Annotated in this window: 13 protein-coding genes; 7 read left to right on the top strand and 6 right to left on the bottom strand. The window is 72.4% G+C overall.

Annotation, left to right across the window (positions count from 1 at the left end):
* The first annotated feature begins 7 nt into the window (after nt 1-7).
* From V1633_RS23820 to V1633_RS23805, 4 genes are all read left to right on the top strand, one after another.
* Entirely contained in the window at nt 8-1,003 is a 996-nt protein-coding gene (locus V1633_RS23820) for an AAA family ATPase (RefSeq protein ID WP_331216601.1), read from the top strand.
* A gap of 13 nt (nt 1,004-1,016) precedes the next feature.
* Nucleotides 1,017-2,168 (top strand): DUF58 domain-containing protein, encoded by a 1,152-nt coding sequence (locus V1633_RS23815; protein ID WP_331216600.1) that lies wholly within the window; start codon nt 1,017-1,019, stop codon nt 2,166-2,168.
* The gene (locus tag V1633_RS23810; RefSeq protein ID WP_407952091.1) at nt 2,162-4,645 is read left to right on the top strand and encodes a transglutaminaseTgpA domain-containing protein; all 2,484 of its coding nucleotides are present in this window, start codon (nt 2,162-2,164) and stop codon (nt 4,643-4,645) included. The genes V1633_RS23815 and V1633_RS23810 overlap by 7 nt, the downstream gene beginning before the upstream one ends.
* A gap of 88 nt (nt 4,646-4,733) precedes the next feature.
* Nucleotides 4,734-5,567 (top strand): DUF1028 domain-containing protein, encoded by an 834-nt coding sequence (locus V1633_RS23805; RefSeq protein WP_331216599.1) that lies wholly within the window; start codon nt 4,734-4,736, stop codon nt 5,565-5,567.
* 121 nt (nt 5,568-5,688) lie between these two features.
* Here the strand turns inward: V1633_RS23805 and V1633_RS23800 are convergent, their stop codons facing one another.
* From V1633_RS23800 to V1633_RS23790, 3 genes are all read right to left on the bottom strand, one after another.
* Nucleotides 5,689-6,369 carry a maleylpyruvate isomerase N-terminal domain-containing protein gene (locus V1633_RS23800; protein ID WP_331216598.1) on the bottom strand — a complete coding sequence of 227 codons (681 nt, stop codon included), beginning with the start codon at nt 6,367-6,369 and terminating at the stop codon, nt 5,689-5,691.
* 55 nt (nt 6,370-6,424) lie between these two features.
* On the bottom strand, nt 6,425-7,306 hold the full coding sequence (locus V1633_RS23795) for a phosphatase PAP2 family protein (RefSeq protein ID WP_331216597.1): 882 nt from the start codon (nt 7,304-7,306) through the stop codon (nt 6,425-6,427).
* A gap of 522 nt (nt 7,307-7,828) precedes the next feature.
* Complete coding sequence (locus V1633_RS23790; protein WP_331216596.1) at nt 7,829-10,738, bottom strand: glycoside hydrolase family 48 protein; 2,910 nt, start codon at nt 10,736-10,738, stop codon at nt 7,829-7,831.
* Nucleotides 10,739-11,798: 1,060 nt separating this feature from the next.
* Here V1633_RS23790 and V1633_RS23785 point away from each other — a divergent pair.
* Both V1633_RS23785 and V1633_RS23780 read left to right on the top strand, forming a co-directional pair.
* Nucleotides 11,799-13,301: a GH1 family beta-glucosidase gene (locus V1633_RS23785; RefSeq protein WP_331216595.1), complete on the top strand. Its 1,503-nt coding sequence runs from the start codon at nt 11,799-11,801 to the stop codon at nt 13,299-13,301.
* A 72-nt stretch (nt 13,302-13,373) separates the two neighbouring features.
* Complete coding sequence (locus tag V1633_RS23780) at nt 13,374-14,402, top strand: phosphotransferase family protein (RefSeq protein ID WP_331216594.1); 1,029 nt, start codon at nt 13,374-13,376, stop codon at nt 14,400-14,402.
* Nucleotides 14,403-14,538: 136 nt separating this feature from the next.
* Here V1633_RS23780 and V1633_RS23775 read toward each other — a convergent pair whose 3' ends face one another.
* The 3 genes from V1633_RS23775 to V1633_RS23765 form a co-directional block, all read right to left on the bottom strand.
* Entirely contained in the window at nt 14,539-14,961 is a 423-nt protein-coding gene (locus V1633_RS23775) for a roadblock/LC7 domain-containing protein (RefSeq protein WP_331216593.1), read from the bottom strand.
* A 3-nt stretch (nt 14,962-14,964) separates the two neighbouring features.
* The gene (locus V1633_RS23770) at nt 14,965-17,388 is read right to left on the bottom strand and encodes a sensor histidine kinase (RefSeq protein WP_331216592.1); all 2,424 of its coding nucleotides are present in this window, start codon (nt 17,386-17,388) and stop codon (nt 14,965-14,967) included.
* A 215-nt stretch (nt 17,389-17,603) separates the two neighbouring features.
* Nucleotides 17,604-19,019 carry an FGGY family carbohydrate kinase gene (locus V1633_RS23765; protein WP_331216591.1) on the bottom strand — a complete coding sequence of 472 codons (1,416 nt, stop codon included), beginning with the start codon at nt 19,017-19,019 and terminating at the stop codon, nt 17,604-17,606.
* 337 nt (nt 19,020-19,356) lie between these two features.
* Here V1633_RS23765 and V1633_RS23760 point away from each other — a divergent pair, with 337 nt between their 5' ends.
* Complete coding sequence (locus V1633_RS23760; protein WP_331216590.1) at nt 19,357-21,405, top strand: anthranilate synthase family protein; 2,049 nt, start codon at nt 19,357-19,359, stop codon at nt 21,403-21,405.
* Nucleotides 21,406-21,500 lie beyond the last annotated feature (95 nt).

The following is a 21,500-nucleotide window of genomic DNA, read 5'->3' as shown; positions in this document are numbered from 1 at the left end:
CACGACCGTGAACAACCACGAGCCGCTTACCCAGCACCATGTGCAGGGATTCGCCAGCCTGGCCGCCCGGATCGCCGAGAACATCAACTCGGTGGTGCTGGGTAAGCCGCACGTGGTCCGACTGGCGCTGACCGCGCTCTTCGCCCAGGGGCACGTCCTGCTCGAGGACGTGCCCGGGGTCGGCAAGACCACCCTGGCCCGGGCGATCGCGGCCACCGTGCACGGCCAGTGGCGACGCATCCAGTTCACCCCGGACCTGCTTCCGGCGGACGTCTCCGGGGTGACCATCTTCAACCAGGCCAACCGGGCCTTCGAGTTCCACCCCGGCCCGATCTTCGCCAACATCGTCATCGCCGACGAGATCAACCGGGCCTCGCCGAAGACCCAGTCCGCGCTGCTGGAGGTGATGGAGGAGCGCAACGTCACCGTCGACGGCGTACGGCACCCGGTGCCCCGACCGTTCCTCGTCGTCGCCACCCAGAACCCGGTCGAGATGGACGGGACGTACCGGCTTCCCGAGGCGCAGCTCGACCGGTTCCTGGTGAAACTCTCGGTCGGCTACCCGGACGAGTTGGTGGAGATCGAGGTGCTGCGCGGCGCCACCGTCCGATCCCCCGAGGCGTTGGAGCCGGTCACCGACACCAACACCGTCGGCGAGATGGTCCGGATGGCGCAGCGGGTGCACATCGCCGATCCGCTGTACGCGTACGCGGTCCGGCTCGCCGCCGCCACCCGCAACCACCCGCACGTCCGGGTCGGGGTCAGCCCCCGTGGCGTGATCGCGCTGACCCGGGCCGCCTGCGCGTACGCGCTGATCGACGGCCGGGGCTGGATCCTGCCCGAGGATCTCAAGCTGCTCGCCGAGCCGGTCTTCGCGCACCGGATCCTGCTCTCCCCCGACGCCCAGGTCCGGGGGGTCACCCCGACCGAGGTGCTGTACGAGGCGGTGGCGTCGGTGCCGGTGCCGCTGCCGTCGGGACAGCTCGCCACGGCGCAGACCTGACCGCCGCAGCAGCATGACGATCACCTCGCGCGGCTTCGGTCTGCTCGCCGGCGCCGCCGTACTGCTGCTGGTCGGGTTCCGCTTCGGCTATCCCGAACTCGCGCTGCTCGGCACCACCGCCGGCATCGCGGTCGGCTGCGCGGTCGGCAACGCCGCCTGGCGTCCCCGGCTCGACGTGACCCGGGTCGCCGATCCGGACCGGGTCGGCCGGGGCGAGCCGGCGACCATGACCCTGACCATCCGCAACAGTGCCCGGCTGCGGTCGGCCAACCTGGTCGCCGAGGACCGCTGCGGCAACCGGCCGGTGCCGGTTCCGGTACTCCGGCTCCGGCCCGGCCGGGACACCACGGTCAGTTATCCGGTGCCGACCCACCGGCGTGGGGTGATCACCATCGGACCGCTGCGGATCACCGGCCGGGACGCGCTCGGTCTGGTCACCGTCGCCCGCTCGCACGGCGGCACCGCCCAGGTCTGGGTGCATCCCCGGATCCATCCGCTGACCGCCACCCCGGCCGGGGTGTCCCGGAGCATGGACGGGCGGGTCGACAAGGTTCCCCAGGGCTCGATCACGTTCGACTCGCTCCGGGAGTACGTCATCGGTGACGAGCTTCGCCGGGTGCACTGGCGGACCAGCGCCAAGGTCGGCGAGTTGATGGTCAAGGAGCAACTGGACACCAGCCTGCCCCGGATCGTCGTCCTGCTCGACAACCGGGCGGCCGCCTATCCGAGACCGGTCGACGGGGTGGTCGAGACGTTCGAGTCGGCCTGCGAGGCCGCCGCCTCGGTGGTGGTGGCCGCACGCCGGGAGGACCTGCCGGTGACGATGCTGCTCGTCGGTACCGATCCCGGTGGGGAGTTCCTGGACCGGCTCGCCGCCACCGAACTCACCCCGGGAACCCGGGGCGGTGACGACGACCCGCTGCGTACCGCCACGCTCCGGCTGCGTCAGGAGCGGCTCGGCGACACCCTGGTCTTCCTCACCGGGCCGGCCGGCCGGGCCGACCTGGGCTACCTCAACGGGCTCCGGTCGGCGTACCCGTCGGTGGTCGTCGGGGTCTTCGGCGCCGACGGGCCGACGCCGGCCGGCGGGGCGGGTCTGGTGGTGGTCGACGCGGCGGACGGCGCGGAGTTCGCCGCCGAGTGGGACGGGGTCCGCCGGTGGTGAGGTTACTGAGGACGCTGGCGGTGCCGGCGGCGCTGGTCGCGATGATCGGGCTCGCCGGCGTGGTGCTCGGCCGGGTGTACGCCGGTCCGCTGCTCGGCCAACTTGTCCTCGGGGCGGCGGTCGGCGCGGTCGGGGTCAGCCTGGCCACCCGGCGACTGCCGTCCTGGCTGGTCGCCCCGCTGTCGGTGCTGGCCCTGCTCGGCTACGCGGGCTTTTCGATCTGGTTCACCGCCCGACGGGCCGACCTGCCCGGCGGGTTGACCGACGTCGCCGCCGACGCGGTCCGCAACGGCATCCCCCGACTGCTCACCGCGCTGATCCCAGTCGAGCCGACCCCGGACACCGTGATCGTGCCGGTGGTGGCGGCCTGGCTGGCCGGACTCGCCGCCTCCGAGGTCGGGATCCGGGCGGCCAGGGTGCTGCTCGGGCTCACCGCACCGGTCGCCCTGTACGCCGGAGCGCTGTACGTGGTCGGCCCGAACGCCGAGTCGCCAGCCTGGCTGACCGTGGCCTTCGCCGCCGCCGCCGCGCTGGCGCTGGCCACCGGCGGACGGCCGGACCGGCGCGATCCGGCGAACTCGGCCGATGCCGGGGCCGGTCTGACCCCGGCGGTCCGGGCCGCGCTGCGGCTGCGGACCGCCGCCAGTACCGCCCTCGGGCTGGTCGTGGTGGTCGGGCTCGCCGCCGTGCTGGCCCCGGTGGTGGCCCGGCAGGTCGGCGCCACTCCGGTCGACCCGCGACGGTACGTACAGCCGCCGCAGGTGGACAGTCTGGACGAGAACCCGCTGATCCGGATCTCCGGCTGGGCGCTGCACCCGGAGCAGACCCTGCTCGAGGTGCACACCACCGGGATACCGCCGCTGCCGGACGATCCGCCGCCGACCGAGCCGGCCGGTGGTGACGGCGAGGAGGAGTCGCCCGAGGACGGAGAACCGGCCGACGAGGAAGGTCCGGCCGACGCCCCCGGACAGTCACGTGGGGTACGGATCCGGCTCGCCGTACTGAACGACTACGACGGGGTGACCTGGCGGGTCGGCGGCACCTACCGCAACGCCGGTCGGGTGCTTCCCGCGACCGAGCGGTCCCCGGACATTCCGGTGGCGCGGATCGAGCAGGAAATCACCATCGGCGACCTCACCGGCCGACTCCTTCCCGCGGTGCCCACTCCTCGGGAGGTGACCGGCGCCCGGGTGGCGTACGACCAGGCGAGCGGCACGCTGATCCAGCCAGAGGGGCTGAGGCAGGGGCTGCGCTACACGGTCAACTCGGAGCGGGAACGCCCGGACTACAACCTGCTGCCCTCGGCGAACGTCGCCTTCGGTCCCGAAGCGCTCAGGTTTCTCCAGGTCGAGCCGGGCGCCCCGGAGCAGTTGCAACGCCTCGCCGACCGGATCTCGGAGGAGAACAGCGGCCCGTACGCCAAGGCGATGGCGCTGGAGAGCTACCTTGCCGAGCACTACCGGGTGGTGGCTGACGCCCCGAGCGGGCACGCCTATCCGAACCTCGCGTTCTTCCTCTTCGGACCGCCGAACGGTGGCGGCCAGCGGGGTACCTCGGAGCAGTTCGCCGCCGCGTTCGCCGTACTGGCCCGGATGATGAGCCTGCCGACCCGGGTGGTGGTCGGCTTCGACTCTCCGACCGGCAGCGGCCCGGTCCGGGGCGCGGACGCGCTCGCCTGGCCGGAGGTGCTCTTCGAGGGCCTCGGTTGGGTGGCGTTCAACCCGCTGCCGCTGCCGAACACCACCCCCCGGCCGGTGGAGGACGAGTTCAAGCCGGAGCCGGAGGATTCGACCCCGCCGCCGGAGGAGGCCAGCCAGACTCCGGAGGCGACTCCGGAGGCGGCACCGGTGACGGCGGCCGCGCCGCGTGGCGGTGGATCGGGAGTACCGGTCCTGGTCGGCGGCGGCGCGGGTGGTCTGGTGCTGGTGTTGACCGGACTGGCCCTGGTGGTGGTCGGGATGCGGCGGGCGCAGCGCCGTCGGCGGCTCGCCGACGGCCCGCCGGCCCAGCGGATCGCCGGGGCGTGGCGGGAGCTGACCGACGCGTTGCGGCTGGCCGGGCGACCGGTTCCGGACCATCTGGCCGCGACCGAGGTGGCCGCGCACGCCCGGGCGAGTCTGCGGGGCCCGGGCGAGGCTGCGACACCGGGGCCGGAGAACCCAGGCGGTCCGGAGAGGTCGGGCGGAGCGCCGACACCGGGTGGACCGTGGCCGGCGGGTGAACCGGTCGCCCCGGGACCCGGCGAGGTCGGCGACCGGCCGCCCACCGGCCGGCTGCGTCCGGCCGTACCCGGCGTCGACGACCTGGCCGAGCTGGTCAACCTGGCCGCGTTCGCGCCGGACATCGCCACCGACGAGCAGGCACGGCGGGCCGGCGAGCTGGCCCTGGCGTACGCCGCCGAGCTGCGGGCGACCCGGCCCTGGTGGCGACGGCTGCTCTGGTCACTGCATCCCGGCCCGCTCCGCTGGCGGGACTGACGCCGCCCGCGGACGTACGGCCACCGGCCGCAGCACCGGACCAGCCGCCCTCCGGTACCGGCTGGACCGGGGCCGGTAGTCTCGCCGCGTGACGTTCTCGATCGTGGCGCGTTCCGCCGACGGGCGGATGCACGGCGTCGCCGTGGCCAGCAAGTTCCTCGGTGTCGGAGCCCTGGTGCCGGCCGCCGAGGCCGAGGTCGGGGCGCTCGCCACCCAGGCGCACGCCAACCTGGCCTACCGCCCGCAGGGCCTCGCCTTCCTCCGTACCGGGCTGGCCGCCGCCGACGTGGTGGCCGGGCTCCTCGCCGCCGACAGTGGCCGGGCGCACCGCCAGCTCGGGGTGGTCGGTGTGGACGGCCCCGGGGCCACCTGGACCGGGCCGGAATGCCACGACTGGGCCGGCGGGCAGGCCGGTGACGGCTGGGCGGTCCAGGGCAACATCCTGGCCGGCCCGCAGGTGGTCGACGAGATGCGGGACGCCTGGCTGGGGCTGGCCGACCAGGGTTTCGCGGAGCGGCTGCTCGGCGCGCTCCGGGCCGGCGACCTCGCCGGTGGTGACCGGCGCGGTCGGCAGAGCGCGGCGCTGCTGGTGGTCGCCCGGGGCGCCGGGTACGGCGGCGGCAGCGACGTGCTGGTGGATCTGCGGGTCGACGACCACCCCGACCCCGTGACCGAGCTCGGGCGGCTGCTCGAGGTGCACACCATGCTCTTCGGACGGCCCGATCCGGCGACCCTGCTGGACCTGACCGGTGCGCTCGCCGACGAGGTGGCGACGCTGCTCGCCGCCGCCGGCCACCCGAATGACGGCGGCGATCTGGACGCCCGGCTCGCCGCCTGGGCCGGCGTGGAGAACCTGGAGGAACGGCTGGTCCCGGCCAGGATCGACCCGTTGGTCCTGGCCCACCTGCGCAGACAAGCCTGAACTTGCCCCGACAGGCGTTCGGGCGGCGCGGCGACGCCGGAGGGCCGTGCGGGCGCCGGACGGGCCCGGCACGTCGGGCCGGCCCTGCCGCTGTCGGGGTGGGCGACCGACGAGGGCGCCGTCAGCCGAAGGCGGGCCAGCGTACGCCGCGGCGGTCGACCACCCGCTGCTCGACCCCGGTCAACGGCCAGCGGCCGGTCGCCTTGGCGATCAGGGTCAACCGGTCCCAGCCCAGCTCATCGGTGAGCCCGTCTCCGGCCGTACCGGCAGCGGCGGTGAGCAGCCCCGCGATGAGTCGAGCCGCGGGTGCGGTCAGCCACGGCTCCCGGTCGAGCGCCGCCGCCAGGTCCAGCCCGTGCACACCCACCTCCACCACCCGGGTGGCCAGGAAGTCGTCGACGGTCATCGGATCACCGTGCCGGGTACGGACCACCCGCTCCCCCGGCACCCGGGCCGTGACGTCGTACGCCTCGCGCCAGGCGCGGTCGAGGTCGGTGGCGAGTTCGCGCCCGGTGGTGAACTCGGTACCCTCCCGGCGGGCCGAGTCGATCCGGGCCGCGTCGGTCTCCGGGGCGAACTTGGTTGGGCCGAAGTAGGTCGCCGCGTCGACCTCGGCCCGGGGTGGCGCCGGTTCGGCGAGCATTCCGACGATCCGTCCGGCGCCCGTCCGCACGTGTGCGACGAGGTCCCGGACCGACCAGGGCAGGCAGGCGGTGGGGCGGGAGAAGTCCGCCTCGCTGAGCCCGCCCAGCACCTCCGACAGTCGCTCGGCCTCCAGCCGGAAGACGTCCCGGGTCCGCATGTCGGGTGACCCTACCCGACAGGATCGACAAGGACGTCGTACCGGCGCGACCGGGTCACCCGACCCGGCGGGGCACCACCCGGTGCACCGTACGCAGCACCAGTGCCATCACCAGCGCCGCTGTTCCGACGATGCCGGCGGCACTGCCGGCGTACGCCACCAGGAGCCGCCGCCGACCGAACTCCTCGATCGGGATCATCCGCTCGCCGTCAGTCCAGCCGATCGCGACCGCCGCCCCGACCAGCAGGGCCAGACCGCCGATCGCGAGCACGTTACGGGCCACCTGGTGCCCGTCGCCGGGTTCCACCTGTACGGTTTCGCCCTGGGTCAGCAGCAGTACCAGACTGGCCAGGGTCCCCCAGGCGCCCACCACCAGCAGGGCGGCGATCGCGTCGCTCGGCCGGTGCCAGCCGGCGGAGAGGGTGGCCACTCCGGCGGCCGCGGCGTATCCGGCACCGAGCAGCGCACCCCAGCCGCGCAGCCGGGGCGGCAGGACCATCACCAGGGCGATCGCCACCGAGGCGGCCACCGTGGTGTGTCCACTGGGCAGGCTGTTGCCGGCCGCCGCCCGCTCCGGGTCGATGCCGAAGTCGGGCCGCTGGATGAAGTACTTGAGCGCCTGGGTGGTCACGTTCGCTCCGGCGATGAGCACGATGGTCACCACCGCCAGCCCGATCCGGCCCCGGATCAACGCGATGAACCCGATCACCACGGTGGCGGCCAGCAACGACAGCAGGGAGACGGCGTTGAGTACGCCGCCGACCACTCCGACGATCCGTTGTCGCCCGATGGAGTTTCCGGTGAGCGCGATCGTGTCGAGCAGTTGGCCGTGTTCGGTACGGACCGCGAACCACCAGACGGCGATGAGGGCCAGAACCTGTACCAGGGTCAACAGACACAGCCAGCCAGCCGTCAGGACCGTTTTCCGCCCACTCATGGCGGAAACCGTAGCCGGGCAGCTGATGATCCGCACGGCGGCCCCACTATCGACGTGATTGGCCTGGTGACGGCGTCGCGGTCGTGGGCGGGGGCGGCTCGTGACGGGTCGCGGTTCGTGGCGGTTGCCGGCTCGCGAGTGGTGGCGGATCCGCCGGGTGTCACAGAGAGGTGTCACAGAAAGGATGTGTCACGGGAGGGAGTGACACGGAGATTGAGTGACACAGAGAGGGAGAGGCCACCACGGGGGAAGCGGCCTCTCCCTCTTCCCGCCAGAATACTCGCTCCACCCGCGCTCGGCACGCCCACCTGACGGAACCGACGGCCCGGGGCGGCCCGGGACCGGCCCGGGGGGGGCCACCCGGGGGGGCCCCCCCCCCGGAGGTCGGTGGTGGCGTCCCACCCCGGGGACTGCTCCCCGAGGTGGGAGTGGCGGGCCGGCCGGACCGCTGCGTTGGCCAATCCGGCCGGACCCGCCACGGGTGGCCTGACCGTGGGAATCAGGCCCGTCTGTCGACCAGCGTCAGCCGAGCAGCTGGTCGTAGTCGTGCAACGCCATCGCGACGTCGATCTGAGCCCAGAACCGGTGGTAGGTGAACGTCGGCACCGGGCCGCCGTTCAGGTACGACTCCACCTTCGGCCACTCCGGGTCGTCCCGGAGGAACGACCGGATGCTCAGGAACGTCGAGTTGGAGTTGATCTGGTCGCCGTTCGGCATGGTTCCGGTGAATCCGGACGGGACGTAGAGGCCCTGCCCGGTGCTGCTGTTGTACGTGTCGTCGAAGCGGTTGTAGTCCGCCTTCGTCTCCGGAACCGCCACACCCTTGTCGTCCTTGTGCTGCAGGACGGCGTCGAGCAGCGCCTTGGCGGTCGAGGCCGCCTGGGCGTTGCCGGACCGGGCGGCATAGTGCACCAGCACCCGGGCGTACGCGCCGGCGACACCGACGTCCTGGGTGTGGTCGACCACGGTCACCCGCAGGTTCGCGTTGTTGACCGACGTGGTACCGGCGCTCCAGCTGCCGCCCGGCTGGCCGGACCAGCGCAGCGTCGACGGGATCTGGTAGGTGCTGCCGCTGACGGTCGTGTTGGCGATCGCCCAGGGCACCCACTTGTCCAGGATCGCCTTGGCCTTGGCGTTACCGGTCTCGTTGTAGAGCTCGGCAACCCGGCCGAGGCTCCACGCCTGGAAGCCGAACCACTGGTTCGACGGCGGGTCGTGGTAGACCGGCTTCTCGTCGTACACCATGCCGTAGAAGGTCGGCACGCCGGACGGACGGGCGCTGTAGTCGCCGTTCCAGCTGTTGGTGGCGCCACCGGCGATGGCACCGTCGGCCGACTGCAGCCAGGTGTAGAAGTCGAGCTGCCGGTCGAGGCTGGTCTGCCAGTCCTGGCGGGCGGTCGGCGACCGCGGGACCAGCTCGGTCACGTTGGACAGCGCCCAGGCCGCGAACGGGTTCTGGTAGCCGCCGTGGTTGTGGCTGGAGCCGATCCGCCACGACCAGCTGCTGCTGCCACCCTGCGAGCCGCCCCAGGCGTAGTACCAGGAGAGCAGGTACGACGCGCTGTTCTTGCCGGTACCGGTGGCGCAGGACGGCGAGGCGCACCCGGGCTGCTTGAAGTACTTGTCGTACATCGCGTAGCGCAGGTAGTCGCCCATCTTGGCGGCGTTGGCGATGGTGGTGGAGATCTGGCCCTCGGCGCCCTGCTCCTTGGCCCACTTCAGCGCCCAGTAGGCGGCCTGCACGGCCCGGGCGTCGGCGTCGGGAGCGTTGGTGTAGCGCCACTGCTGGGCGTAGGACGAGTCGCCGATGAAGATCGGCAGGTAGCCGTTCGGTCCACCGTGCGCGAAGGTCTCGCAGGACGGGTGGGGCACGGTCTCGAAGACCGACTCCTGCGGGCCCCGCTGGTAGGTGTTGATGTACGCCGGTTTGGTGGTGCCGTCGCCGCAGCGGCCGTAGCCGTAGACGTTGTCCACGTCGAGCAGCCAGTGCATGCCGTAGACCCGGCCACTGTTGTAGGTGGACTGGAGTTCCTGCGCGATCGGGTCCTGGCCCACCCGTACGTTCGCGTCGAGCTTGCCGCCCTGCTGCGGGTAGAGGTCGGGCCGGTTGGCCTCGGGCGCGTAGTCGGCCGGGTCGCTCGGGTTGTAGTTGGACTGGGTCTCGGACGGGATGATGTACCGGTCCATGACCTGCCAGGCCTGGTTGAACGGGCCCCACTGGCCGGTGGTGCGGCCGTACATCGCCTCGAGGAAGAGCCAGTAGCTGAACGCCTCGGAGGTGGTCTCGTGGCCGTGGTCCGGCGCCTCGACCAGCAGCGTCTCGATCGAGTGGTACGGCACGCCCTCGGGGCTGAAGTAGCCGTTCGCCGGAGCCTTGATCTTGTTGTACAGCTCCATGAACTCTTCGCCGTACTCGCCGGTCGGGCCGCCGCCCTCGTCGTCGCTGACGGTCACCTGGGTGACCGACGGCGTACGGCCGCTGGCGCTGGCCGTGATGGTCGCGGTGTCGTTGACGTCGTCCGCGTCCTGGGCGGCGTTGACCGCGACGTTGACCCCGGTGCTCCAGTTCTGCGCGGTGAGCGTCGCGCTGGTCGCGCCGAGGGTGACGTCGGCGTCGCCGCTCTTGCTCAGCGACACGGTGACGTTGCTGGTCGGCGCGCTGCTGAGCTTGACGTTGAGCTGGCCGCCGGCTCCCTCGGCGAGGGAGAGCGTCGGCGGGGTGACCACACTGGACTGGCTGGTGCCGGTGACGGTGAAGGCCACCTCGTCGGTGCCGGCCAGGCCCTCGCTGTCGTACGCCCGGGCCTGGGCGGTGTACGTGCCGGCCGGCAGGGCGCTGTTGGTGTAGCTGTACGGCGCGGTCGTGTCGGTGCCGACCAGCAGGCCGTTGCGGTAGAACTCGACGCGCTCGACCGGTCCCTCGGTGTCGGTGGCCGTCGCGCTGACGGTGACGTTGGCCGGTGCGGTGAAGCTCGCGTTGTTCGCCGGGCTGGTGATGTCGACGGTCGGCGCGGTGTTCTGCGCGCCGTTGCAGGCGACACCGTTGACGGTGAACGAGGTGGGGCTGGCGTTGGTGCCGGAGTACGACCCGTTGAAACCGATGGTGGTCGACGCACCGGTGGCGAGGTTGCCGTTCCACGCCGCGTTCGTCGCGGTCACGTTCGCGCCGGACTGGGTCCAGTTGGCCGACCAGCCCTGGGTGACCCGCTGGTTGCCCGGGAAGGTGAATCCGAGACGCCAACTTGTCATCGGGTCGCCGACGTTGCGGATCGTCACGGACGCGCTGAATCCGCTGCCCCAACTGTTGGCGGCGTAGGTGACGTCGCAGCCGGGGGCGGCCTGGGCGACACCGGGGGCGACAGCGACACCCCCCACCGTCAGTACGCCGGCGGCAGCCACCGCTATCCGGCGTCTTGCTGACCTCAACTTCATTCGTGCATCTCCTCGCGGACCAGCCGCGGCGGTGCCGCGGCGAGGCGCCTCCTGCGCGTGGAGCTGGAGCGGTGCGCGTGGGTGGGGGGCGCCGGAATGGTGGTGGTCAACCCGTCCCGGACCGGGGTCGGCTGACGCCGGAGGAGGCGCCGGACGTGGCGGCTCCGGTGTGGGGCGCCGTACCGATGTTCGGATGCCCTCGGCGGCCCGCGATCGCGTCGGTGTGGCTCCCTGGCGCGATAGTTCGACAGTCTTGCATGGGAGCGCTCCCGCAGCAAGTGGGAGCGGTTCCATGATCCATAGGAGATGGTCGCCATCGCCTCTGAGCTGGGCATTGGTCGACCGAGGCGGGCACAACGGAGTTTCCTCGACGTTGGCCAGATGTTTCGATCTTGTTTTGGGTCTTTCACAAACCCGTGACGCGGGCTACAGTCCAACCAACGTCGATGGGAGCGCTTCCATTGATGGCGATGTAAGTAGCTTGTTATCCGCACCACCACGGAGCTCGCGGACGTCCGGCCCGACCAGATCGTCCACACTCCGTTGGCAGGCTACCCGTCCCGCGGTGTAGCCGCCGACCGCTCAGCCACCAGAGCTGACGGCGGGCCAGCCCGGACTCCGCCGCCAGCCGCGTCACCACCCTCGAGAGGAGGTGGAACCAGAGCCACTCGCGTGGCCCGGCTCCCGCGCGGCACGCACGACCTGGACGCCAATTCCGCTCGTGCGTGTTGGTAACTCACGGTGGGGACGGGGGTTGCCCTCCCCGTCCCCACACACTACCCCCCGAAACCTCGGGGGGTGCATCGGTCATCGGTACAGCGCCCCAGCGTCGAACCGGTCGACCGACTGCGCCATCGGCACCTCCCGGCGACCGGACTCGTCGCGACGCGACGCCCGGTCGCCTTGCTCATGGCGCACGTGGGGACGGGCAATGGACGAGGCCCAGACCCGCCATTGCCACCCGAACATCCCATACGCAACCGCCCCGGTGATCGCTTACCCTCTTCCATGGGAGCGCTCCCGGGCCACCTGCGGAGGGCCCCACACACGAGGAGACAGCATGTCCGTACTGACTCGGCGGCATCTGCTGCGCCGCGCCGCGTTATCCGCCAGCGCCGTTCCAGCCGCCCGCCTGTCGGTCGGCGCGGCCGCCACCGCCGCTGCGGGCACCGGCGCGACACTCACCGGCTGCGACGCCGGCTCCGAGTCCGACCCGGAGCGGCGCACATCGCCCGAGGCACGACTCGGCCTGCGCTTCCCCGAGCGCTTCGGCTGGGGCGCGGCCACCTCGGCGTACCAGATCGAGGGCGCGGCCAAGGAGGACGGTCGCGGTGAGTCCGTCTGGGACACCTTCAGCCACACCCCGGGTCGGGTCCGCAACGGCGACACCGGCGACACCGCCGCCGACCACTACCACCGCTACCTCGGCGACCTGGACCTGATGCAGGAACTCGGGCTGGACACCTACCGCTTCTCCATCTCCTGGCCGAGGATCCAGGCCGACGGCACCGGTACGCCGAACCAGCGCGGTCTGGACTTCTACCGACGCCTGGTGGACGGCCTGCACCAGCGAGGCATCGCGCCGATGGCCACCCTCTTCCACTGGGACCTGCCGCAGTCCCTCCAGGACATCGGCGGCTGGGAGTCCCGGGACGTCGCCTACCGGTTCGCCGACTACGCCGAGGCCGTCTTCGCCGCGCTCGGCGACACGGTGCCGGTCTGGCTCACCATCAACGAGCCCAAGACCGTGGTCCAGAACGGCTACCTGGGCGGCCACCACGCGCCCGGCCTGCGCGACCCCGCCGCCGCCTACCTGGTCGCCCACCACCTGCAACTCGCGCACGGGCTCGCCGTGCAGGCGTTGCGGGCCACCGGATCCGACAGCCGGATCGGCCCGGCGCTGAACCTGCACCCCTGCTACCCGGCCGACGACAGCCCCGGCGTCGAGGAGGCCACCCGGCTGTACGACGGCTACGAGAACCGGCTCTACCTCGACTCGATCTTCAAGGGCGCGTACCCGGCGGACGTGCTCGCCGACCTCGGGCCGGACAGCCGGCTGGCGCAGGGCATCCGGGACGGTGACCTGGCGATCATCTCGGCGCCGGTGGACCTGCTCGCGGTGCAGTACTACACCCCGATCTACGTCACCGCGGGCGGCGGCATCACCCGGAAGTGGCCGACCTCGGTGGCGAGCTGGCAGCAGATCTTCCCCGAAGGGATGTACGACATCCTGACCCGGGTGACCCGGGACTACGGCGACGTCCCGCTCACCATCACCGAGAACGGTCTGCCCACGCCCGACGTGCTGGCCGCCGACGGGACGGTGGACGACCCGGCCCGGATCGAGTTCCTCCGCGACCATCTCGCCGCCGTACACCGGGCCATCGCCGACGGCGTACCGTTGGAGAGCTACCACGTCTGGTCGCTGATGGACAACTTCGAGTGGAACGAGGGGTACGAGCAGCGTTGGGGGTTGATCTACGTCGACTTCCCCACCCAGCGGCGGGTGCTCAAGCGCAGCGCCCACTGGTACCGCGGCGTGATCGCGGACAACGCCATCTGACCCCCTGCTCGGCGCACCGGCCACCACTCGGGCGGCAGTCCGCCACCCGACCGAACCGCCACCGGGGGATCCATGGAAGTACAGACTCTGACCCGCCGACACGTCACCGGAACCGAACTCCGGATGCTGGTCCGTCGTGCCTTCGGTGACCAGGCCGAGGTCGACACCTGGGCCGAGCTGACCGGCGGAACCTACAACGCGGCGTACGGCGTCACCCTCGCCGACGGCGCCGACCTGGTCCTCAAGGTGGCACCGCCGCCGCACCTGAAACTGCTCAGCCACGAGGTCGACCTGATGCGCACCGAGGCGGACTTCTACCGCCGCGCGGCCCAGGTCGGGGTGCCGGTACCGGAGGTGGTCCACGCCGACTTCGGCCGGGAACTGATCGGCACCGACGTCATCTTCCTCAGCCGTGTCCCCGGCGTCGACCTGCGCCAGATCCGGGACGGGCTGGCCGCAGCGGAGCTCGCCGACGTACGCGGTGAGATCGCCGCGCACGCGGCCCGCCTGCACACCGTCACCGGCCCGGCGTACGGCTATCCGCTGCGGGGCAGCCGCAGTTGGCAGCCGTCCTGGCGGGCCGCGTTCGGGGCGATGGTCGACGACATCCTCGACGACGCCGTACGGCTGGGCAGCACCCTGCCCCGCCCGCCGGAACAGATCGGCGAACTGCTCCGGCGGCACGCCGACGTGCTCGACGAGGTACGCCGTCCCGCACTGGTCCACTTCGACCTCTGGGACGGCAACGTCTTCGTCAGCGCCGAGGGCTCCGGTCCGACCCGGGTCACCGGGCTGATCGACGGCGAACGGGCGTTCTTCGGCGACCCGCTGGCCGAACTGGTCTCGCTGACCCTGTTCCGGAACCTCGACGACGAGCCGGAGATCCTCGACGGGTACGCGTCGGCCGGGCACGGCCGGCTGGACCTGGGCGACTCCGGCCGCCGCCGACTCGCCCTCTACACGTGTTACCTGTACCTGATCATGTGTATCGAGGGAGCCACCCGGGGCTGGGACGGCCCGGAGCGGGTCGAGTTCGAGCGCTGGCTCGCCGGGCTGCTGGAGGCGCAGCTCGACCAGCTCGACCGCACGGGTGGCCGGTGAGACGGGCAGGTTTCCGACCTGCCCGGCCGGCTCCCCGGGCCGGCCGCCCGACCGCGCCCACGGCGGCCGGGTGCGACCAGTGGGACGGGCCCGCGCGCCGCGGGCCCGCGCTGCCCCGCCGGCCGGCGTCCTCCGGTCAGCGGGGCAGCGCCTGCTGCAGTTCCGCCCGCAGCGCGGGAGTCAGCATCTCACCCGCCGCCTTCGCCAGCTTCGCCATCTCGTAGCCCACCACACCGATGTCGGCCTCCTTGGCGGCCAGCACCGCCAGGATCGAACCGTCCCGGATCTGCATCACCAGGAAGTAGCCCCGGCCCATCTCGACCACCGTCTGTTTGACGATGTCACCGTCGAACATCTCCGCGGCACCGGTGGTGATGCTGGACAGTCCCGAGGTCACCGCGGACAGCTTGTCCGCGTGGTCCCGGGGCAGGTGCTCGGAAACCGCCACCAGCAGACCATCGGCGGAGACGACGATGGCGTGCGCCACCCCCGGCACCCGGTCGGTGAAACCGCTGACCAGCCAGTTCAGATCCTTCGCCGCTTGACTGAGCGTGCTCAATACCTATTTCTCCTCTTCGGTGCGAACGCCCGCCGGCGCCATCGGTATCACCATCGTGTCCTCGGCCTCGGCCTGCCGGACGCCGCGGTAGTACCGCGACAACATTCCGCCCACCTGGTCCGGATCCGGCTCCTCGCGCTGTCTGGGGACTCTGGGCTGGACCGGCCCGGAGTTGGTCGGCAACTGGGCCATCGGCACCCGGATCGGCAGGCCCCGGGAGTTGACCCCGCCGGTCACCGGAATCGCCGGCGGGGCATTGCCCGGGGCGGGTACCACCGGGGCACCGGCCGACGTCGAAGCCGCCGGGGACCGGCCATGCCGGGACCACCAGGTGCTGTCCGACGCCCGGTCCGGCCCGGCCGCGCCGAGCACGTCCTCGGCCCGGGTCGGGATCTCCCGTACCGGCCGGACGGTGGGAAGACCGGGTCCGGCCGGGACCTCGGACGTGCCGGATCCGGCCCCGGCGGCCCGACCGGTGCGGGGGCCGGCGACGGTGGCGAGCATCCGCCGGCCGGGGCCACGGTCCAACTCCACCGTCGGAGCCGGCGCCAACAGCCTGGTGGGCAGCCGGACGCTGGCCACCAGGCCACCCCGGCCGGTGGCCGCCAGGCCCACCCGTACGCCCTGTCGGGCGGCGAGGTGGCTGACCACGAACAGGCCCATCCGCTCCGACGCGGCGACGTCGGCCGCCGGCGGCACCGCGAGTACCTCGTTCGCCTCCCGCAGCGACCTCGGGCTCATCCCGAGACCCTCGTCGACGATCTCCACCAGCACACTGCCGTCCGGCTGGGCGGCCGCGCCGATCTGCACCGCCGTGTCCGGGCGGGAGAACGACGACGCGTTCTCCAGCAGCTCGGCGAGCAGGTGCACGAGGTCGGCGACGGCGTGCCCGACGATGTACAGCTCCCCGGGCGCGGTGTGCCGGACCCGCTGGTACTGCTCGATCTCGGCGACCGCGGCGAGCAGGACGGTGGAGAGCAGCACCGGCCGGTTCCAGCGCCGGGTCGCCTCGGTGCCGGCGAGTACCAGCAGGCTGTCGTCGTTACGGCGCATCCGGGCGGCGAGATGGTCGAGCTTGAACAGGTTCGCCAGCTGGTCCGGGTCCCGCTCGTCCTGTTCCAGCTCGTCCAGCAGCTCGAGCTGGCGTTCGACCAGCACCTGGCTGCGTCGGGCGAGGTTGACGAACATCGCGTTGACGTGCCGGCGCATCGTCGCCTGTTCCAACGCCACCGTGACCGCGCTGCGGTGCACGGCGACGAACGCCTCGGCGACCTCGCCGATCTCGTCCATCGACCGTACGTCCGCCGGCGGTACGTCGATCCGGGCGGTGGCCGGATCCGCGGTGCGGAGCCGTTCCAGTGTCTCGGGCAGCTCCACCTGGGCCACCCGCAGCGCCTGGCCCCGCAGGATACGCAGTGAACGGGCGATCGAGCGGCCGATGGCGACCGAGGTGAGCAGCGCGACCAACAGGACCGCCAGCACGCCGCCGGCGGTCAGCAGCGTACGACGCAACTGGGCGGCGCTGCGGGTGTCGGCCTCGTCGATCGCGTCGTCGATCGCACCCGCCTCCACCTGGCGCAGCAGGTCCTGCCGGTGCTGGCTGGCCGCCCACCACTCGGCCGGTTTCAGCAGTACGGCGCCGCGGGGCCCGGAGGCGATGGTGCTCTCCTCCAGTTTGACCGCGGTCACGAAGCCGGGTTCGGCGGTGGCGTTGGCGTACCGCTCGATCTGCCGGTCGGTGGCCGACAGGCGGAAGCCGGCGATCCCGCTGAGCTGCTGGCCCCGCAGGTCGGCGAGTTTGACCAGGTCGACGGAGTCGTAGCGCCCGGAGCGGGCGGCCCCGTACAGCTCACCCCGGATCCGGGAACTGATCTCCTTGACCCGGGCGAACTCGACGTACCGCTCGACGGCGTCGGTCAGCTCGGGGCGGTCGACTCCGGGCGACGGCTCGGCGAGCAGCACCAGCAGGACCTCGATGACGCGGTCGTACTCGGCCAGGACCGGGTCGGGTGTCAGGCCGGCGGCCGGCACCGCCGAGCGTACGTCGGGCAGTCGCTTGAGTGCCTCGTCGACCCGGTCGTAGGAGATCCGCCAGGATGCCTCGCCGAGCGCCAACGGCGATGCCGCCTCCCGGAACCGGGTGATGGCCCGGTCGGAGACCGGATAGATCGGTTCGAGCGCGGGCAGCGGCCGTCCCGGCTCGACCCGGCCCGGCGCCAGGCCGAGTGCCGCCAGCTCGCCGGCGGTCTGGTCCCGCTCCCGCTGCAGCTCGTGCACCAGCGTGCTGATCTCGCGCCCGACCCGGACCTGGTCGGCGAACTCGTCCAGCAGGTCCGCCTGGCCGATCAGCTGACCGGTCTGCACCCCGGCCATCAGCAGGAACGCGACCGACGGGACGACCAGCACCGCGCCCAGCTTGGTACGCATCCGCCAGTCCCGCAACCGGAAGGGCGAACGACGGCGGTGCGGTACGACCCGGACGTCGAGACGGCGTCGACGGTGCCGCGAGACAGCACCGTACGACGGATCCGGGGCAACAGCCACCATGCCTCCTACCGTCCTCGATGCCGGGCGCGCCAAGGAGCGGAGTCATTTCAAATCAGGCCCGGTCCCGCTGTCAATGATCCATTACGCAGAACAGTTCAGGAAGGATACTGCTGGTGATCCGATCTTGTCGCTGTCCCTGACCGGCCCTCATCCGTCCGGACGATGCGTTCGAGGCCGGTCGCTCCGTCCAGCCGACCGATCGCCACGAGTGCGGCGCCGACCGCACCGATCTCCGGATCGGGTACGTGGTGTACCTCGCGCGGCGCCAGCGTCGCCGCGAACGCCCGCCGCCACCAGGTCGAGGCGGCCACCGCACCACCGCCGAGTACTACCTGGACCCTTTTGTCCAGGGTGGACTCGATGGCGGCCACCCCGGTGTCGACCTGGCGGCACAACGCGGCCATCAGCCCGGCCAGGATCTCGACCGCGGCGGTGTCGAGGCCGATCCCGGTGATCATGCCGGAACCGGACGGGGCCAGCCCGGGAGGACGGTCACCGCCGAGCCGGGGATCGGCCCGGACGGCGCCCCCGTCGAGCGGGATCCGGGCGAGCGCACGGTCGAGTTCCGGCCCCTCCGGCAGCCGCAGCTGTTTGCGGGCCCAGGCGTAGAGGCTGCCGCCGGCGGAGAAGGCGGTCCCGGTGACCACGTGCCCGTGGTCGACCCGGTACCGCCAGAGCTGCTCGGGCAGGGACGGCAGCTCCGTACCCACCGGCGCGGACTGGACCAGTCGGACGGCGGCGGAGGTGCCGACGGTGACCGCGGCCCGCCGGGTGTCGTAGCAGGCGGACCCGACGTTGGAGGCGGCGCCGTCACCGGTCGGCGGCGTCCATCGGACACTGCGCAACGCCGGCCAGCGTCGGGCGTACTCGGGCCGGAGCCGGCCACTCCAGTCGGCCGGCGCCAGCGCCGGCAGCTCCCCCGGTCGGACCTCGGCGAGCTCGCACGCCTCGGCGTCCCAGTCCAGGGTGCGCAGGTCCAGCAGCCCGGTACCGGACGCCTGGGATATCGACATGGCCGTCTCCTCGAGCAGCCGGCCGAGGACGTACTCGACGAGGCCGGCGAAGCGCAGCGGGCCGACCCCGGCCAGCTCCCGCAGCCAGGGCAGCCGTACGGACCAGTAGAACCGGTGCCACCACGTCCCGGTCCGGCGGTGGAAGTCGTCCGGATCGGCCGGTCCGGGCACCCCCGGCGGCGGGCTCGGCCGGGTGTCGAGCCAGGTCAGCACCGGGCCGAGCGGCTCACCGTCGGGATCGAGCGGCACCACCGAATGCCACTGTGCGGAGGTGGCGACCAACTCGACCCCGTCGAGGTGGCCGGCGGCGGAGAGGTCGTCGAGGCACTCCATGAGGGCGCCGAGGTAGGCCGGCCCGTCGATGGTGGCCGCGCCGCCCTCCACGATCGAGATCGGCGTCTTCCGCCGGGCCAGCGCACCGGGCAGCGGCCGGGCGCCGGCGTCCAGCACCAGGCCGCGCACGGACGACGTGCCCAGGTCGAAGGCGAGAATCCTCATCGACCGAAACGTACCCGGTTGTCGTGCCGCTGATACCGATGTCGCGCCACCCGGGGCCGGCCGGGGACGGATCGGCTCGGCCGGTCCGCCGGACACCCCCGACCGGGTCGGTCGCCCGGCTGATGGTCCGGGGCGTTTCGGGGCCCTGGAGCCGCCCCGGTTGGCCTAGACTCACCGTCATGCTCGCGCGACTCAACTCCTGGTGGCCCGCCATTCCGGCGGCCGACCTCCGCGCGTAGCTCCCCAAACGCGGCCGCCCACGTGGCGGCCGCCGACGTTCCTCCCCTGTTCCGGCCACCACGCCGGACGGCCGTCACGGCCGAGAGGAACACATCCGATGACCCAGCTGAGACACCTGCTGACCGCGATCGCCGCCGGCACCGACCCGGGACCGTTCGCCCTGGTACGCCGGGAGGGCGCGCACGCCCTCGAGGTCCTCACCGGCACCCTGCGCACCGTCGACAGACTCACCGACATCCCCCTCGAAGGCGGACCGGCCGGCCCGCGCACGCTGGCGCTGGTGCCGTACCGGCAGATCGCCGAACGGGGCTTCGCCTGTGTCGACGACGGGACCCCGCTGGAGTGCCTGGCGCTGGACGGACACGACCGTGTGCCGCTGGCGGAGGCACTGGACCTGCTGCCCGGCTCGACCGTGCCGGTCCTCGGCGGCGACTTCGACATCTCCGACCCGGAGTACGCGGAGATCGTCGGCCGGGTGCTCCGGGACGAAATCGGCCGGGGCGAGGGTGCCAACTTCGTGATCCACCGCGCGTACCGGGGCACCCTGGCCGGGCCGCCGCTGCCGGCGGCGCTGGCCGCGCTGCGCCGGCTGCTCACCGACGAACGGGGCGCCTACTGGACGTTCCTGGTGTACACCGGCGCCCGGATCCTGGTCGGGGCGTCACCGGAGCGTCATGTCAGCGTCGAGGACGGCCTGGTCATGATGAACCCGATCAGCGGCACGTTCCGGCACCCGGACGGGCCGGCGGACCGGGACGCGCTGCTGGACTTCCTCGCGGACCCGAAGGAGATCGACGAGCTGTACATGGTGCTCGACGAGGAACTGAAGATGATGGCCACGGTCGCCGAGCACGGCGGACAGGTGATCGGACCGTACCTGAAGGAGATGGCGCACCTGGTCCACACCGAGTACCTGCTCGCCGGGCGGGGCTCGCTGGACGTCCGGGAGGTCCTCCGGCAGACCATGTTCGCGCCCACCGTGACCGGCAGCCCGATGGAGAACGCCTGTCGGGTCATCGCCCGGCACGAGCGCCGTGGCCGGGGTTACTACGCCGGTGTCCTGGCGCTGCTGGGGGTGGACGAGGCCGGCCGGCAGACCCTGGACGCGCCGATCCTGATCCGGACGGCCGAGATCTCCCCGAGCGGAGAACTGCGGGTACCGGTCGGCGCGACCCTGGTGCGGCACTCCACCGCCGCTGGCGAGGTGGCCGAGACGCACACCAAGGCGGCCGGGGTGCTGGCCGCCCTGGGGCTGCGTCCGCCCGTGGCCGCACCCGGGGCCGCCGGGCCGTCGACGGACGTCGCGGGCCGACCCTCGGTGTCCGCGGAGCTGCGGCTCGCCGACGACCCGGCGGTACGGGCGGCGCTGGCGGCCCGGAACCACCATCTGGCGCCGTTCTGGTTGGAGCAGCGGCGGCCGGAGGTCAACGTGCTGCCCGGGCTCGTCGGCCGGCGGGCGTTGATCATCGACGCGGAGGACACCTTCACCGGCATGCTCGCGCACCAGTTGCGGGCCCTCGGTCTCGCCGTGGAACTGCGGGCCTGGGACGAGCTGACAGACCTCACCGGTCTCGATCAGGCCACCGGTCTTGGTCCGGCCCACGCCGACCTGACCGTGGTCGGCCCTGGTCCGGGGGATCCGGGTGACCTGGCGGACCCGAGAATGGCGGCGCTGCGCACCGTCGTCGGGCGCCTGCTCGAATCCGGCCGGCCGACCCTCGGCGTCTGTCTCGGTCACCAGATCCTGGCCGGGCGACTCGGTCTGCGGCTGCACCGGCGTACCGCGCCGTACCAGGGACTGCAACGCGACGTGGACCTCTTCGGTACGACCCGGCGGGTCGGTTTCTACTCCAGCTACACGGCCCGGTCCGAGACCGACGGGGTGACCACCGGGTACGGGCCGGTAGAACTGGCCCGGGACGCCACGGACGGCGCGGTACACGCGCTACGCGGTCTGACGTACGCCGGCGTGCAGTTCCATCCCGAGTCGGTGCTGAGCCGTGACGGTCTGGCCGTACTGGCCGACCTGCTCGGCTGGCTGCTGCCGTCGCCGACCACGGCGGCACTGCCTGCGGCGACGGCGGGCGGGGCGGCACCGCCCGGGGCGGCGTCGGCCGGGCTGCCGGGGCGGATCGTGGGCGCATAGCCGCCCGGATTGCGGGTAGCCAGGCCGAAGCCGGTGGTCCGGGCGGGTCGAAAGCCCTCGCCCGGGCCACCGGTCCCGATCACGGGTCCGGACTG

Origin of the sequence: Plantactinospora sonchi (assembly GCF_036422035.1) — a bacterium.
Taxonomy (GTDB): domain Bacteria; phylum Actinomycetota; class Actinomycetes; order Mycobacteriales; family Micromonosporaceae; genus Plantactinospora; species Plantactinospora sonchi.
This window is presented reverse-complemented; position numbering and strand designations above follow the sequence as displayed.

Coding starts and splice junctions, on each gene's coding strand:
- V1633_RS23760 (WP_331216590.1), top strand. CDS start 19,357: ATGACCCAGCTGAGACACCTGCTGACCGCGATCGCCGCCGGCACCGAC.
- V1633_RS23780 (WP_331216594.1), top strand. CDS start 13,374: ATGGAAGTACAGACTCTGACCCGCCGACACGTCACCGGAACCGAACTC.
- V1633_RS23770 (WP_331216592.1), bottom strand. CDS start 17,388: ATGCGTACCAAGCTGGGCGCGGTGCTGGTCGTCCCGTCGGTCGCGTTC.
- V1633_RS23790 (WP_331216596.1), bottom strand. CDS start 10,738: ATGAAGTTGAGGTCAGCAAGACGCCGGATAGCGGTGGCTGCCGCCGGC.
- V1633_RS23795 (WP_331216597.1), bottom strand. CDS start 7,306: ATGAGTGGGCGGAAAACGGTCCTGACGGCTGGCTGGCTGTGTCTGTTG.
- V1633_RS23785 (WP_331216595.1), top strand. CDS start 11,799: ATGTCCGTACTGACTCGGCGGCATCTGCTGCGCCGCGCCGCGTTATCC.
- V1633_RS23765 (WP_331216591.1), bottom strand. CDS start 19,019: ATGAGGATTCTCGCCTTCGACCTGGGCACGTCGTCCGTGCGCGGCCTG.
- V1633_RS23815 (WP_331216600.1), top strand. CDS start 1,017: ATGACGATCACCTCGCGCGGCTTCGGTCTGCTCGCCGGCGCCGCCGTA.
- V1633_RS23800 (WP_331216598.1), bottom strand. CDS start 6,369: ATGCGGACCCGGGACGTCTTCCGGCTGGAGGCCGAGCGACTGTCGGAG.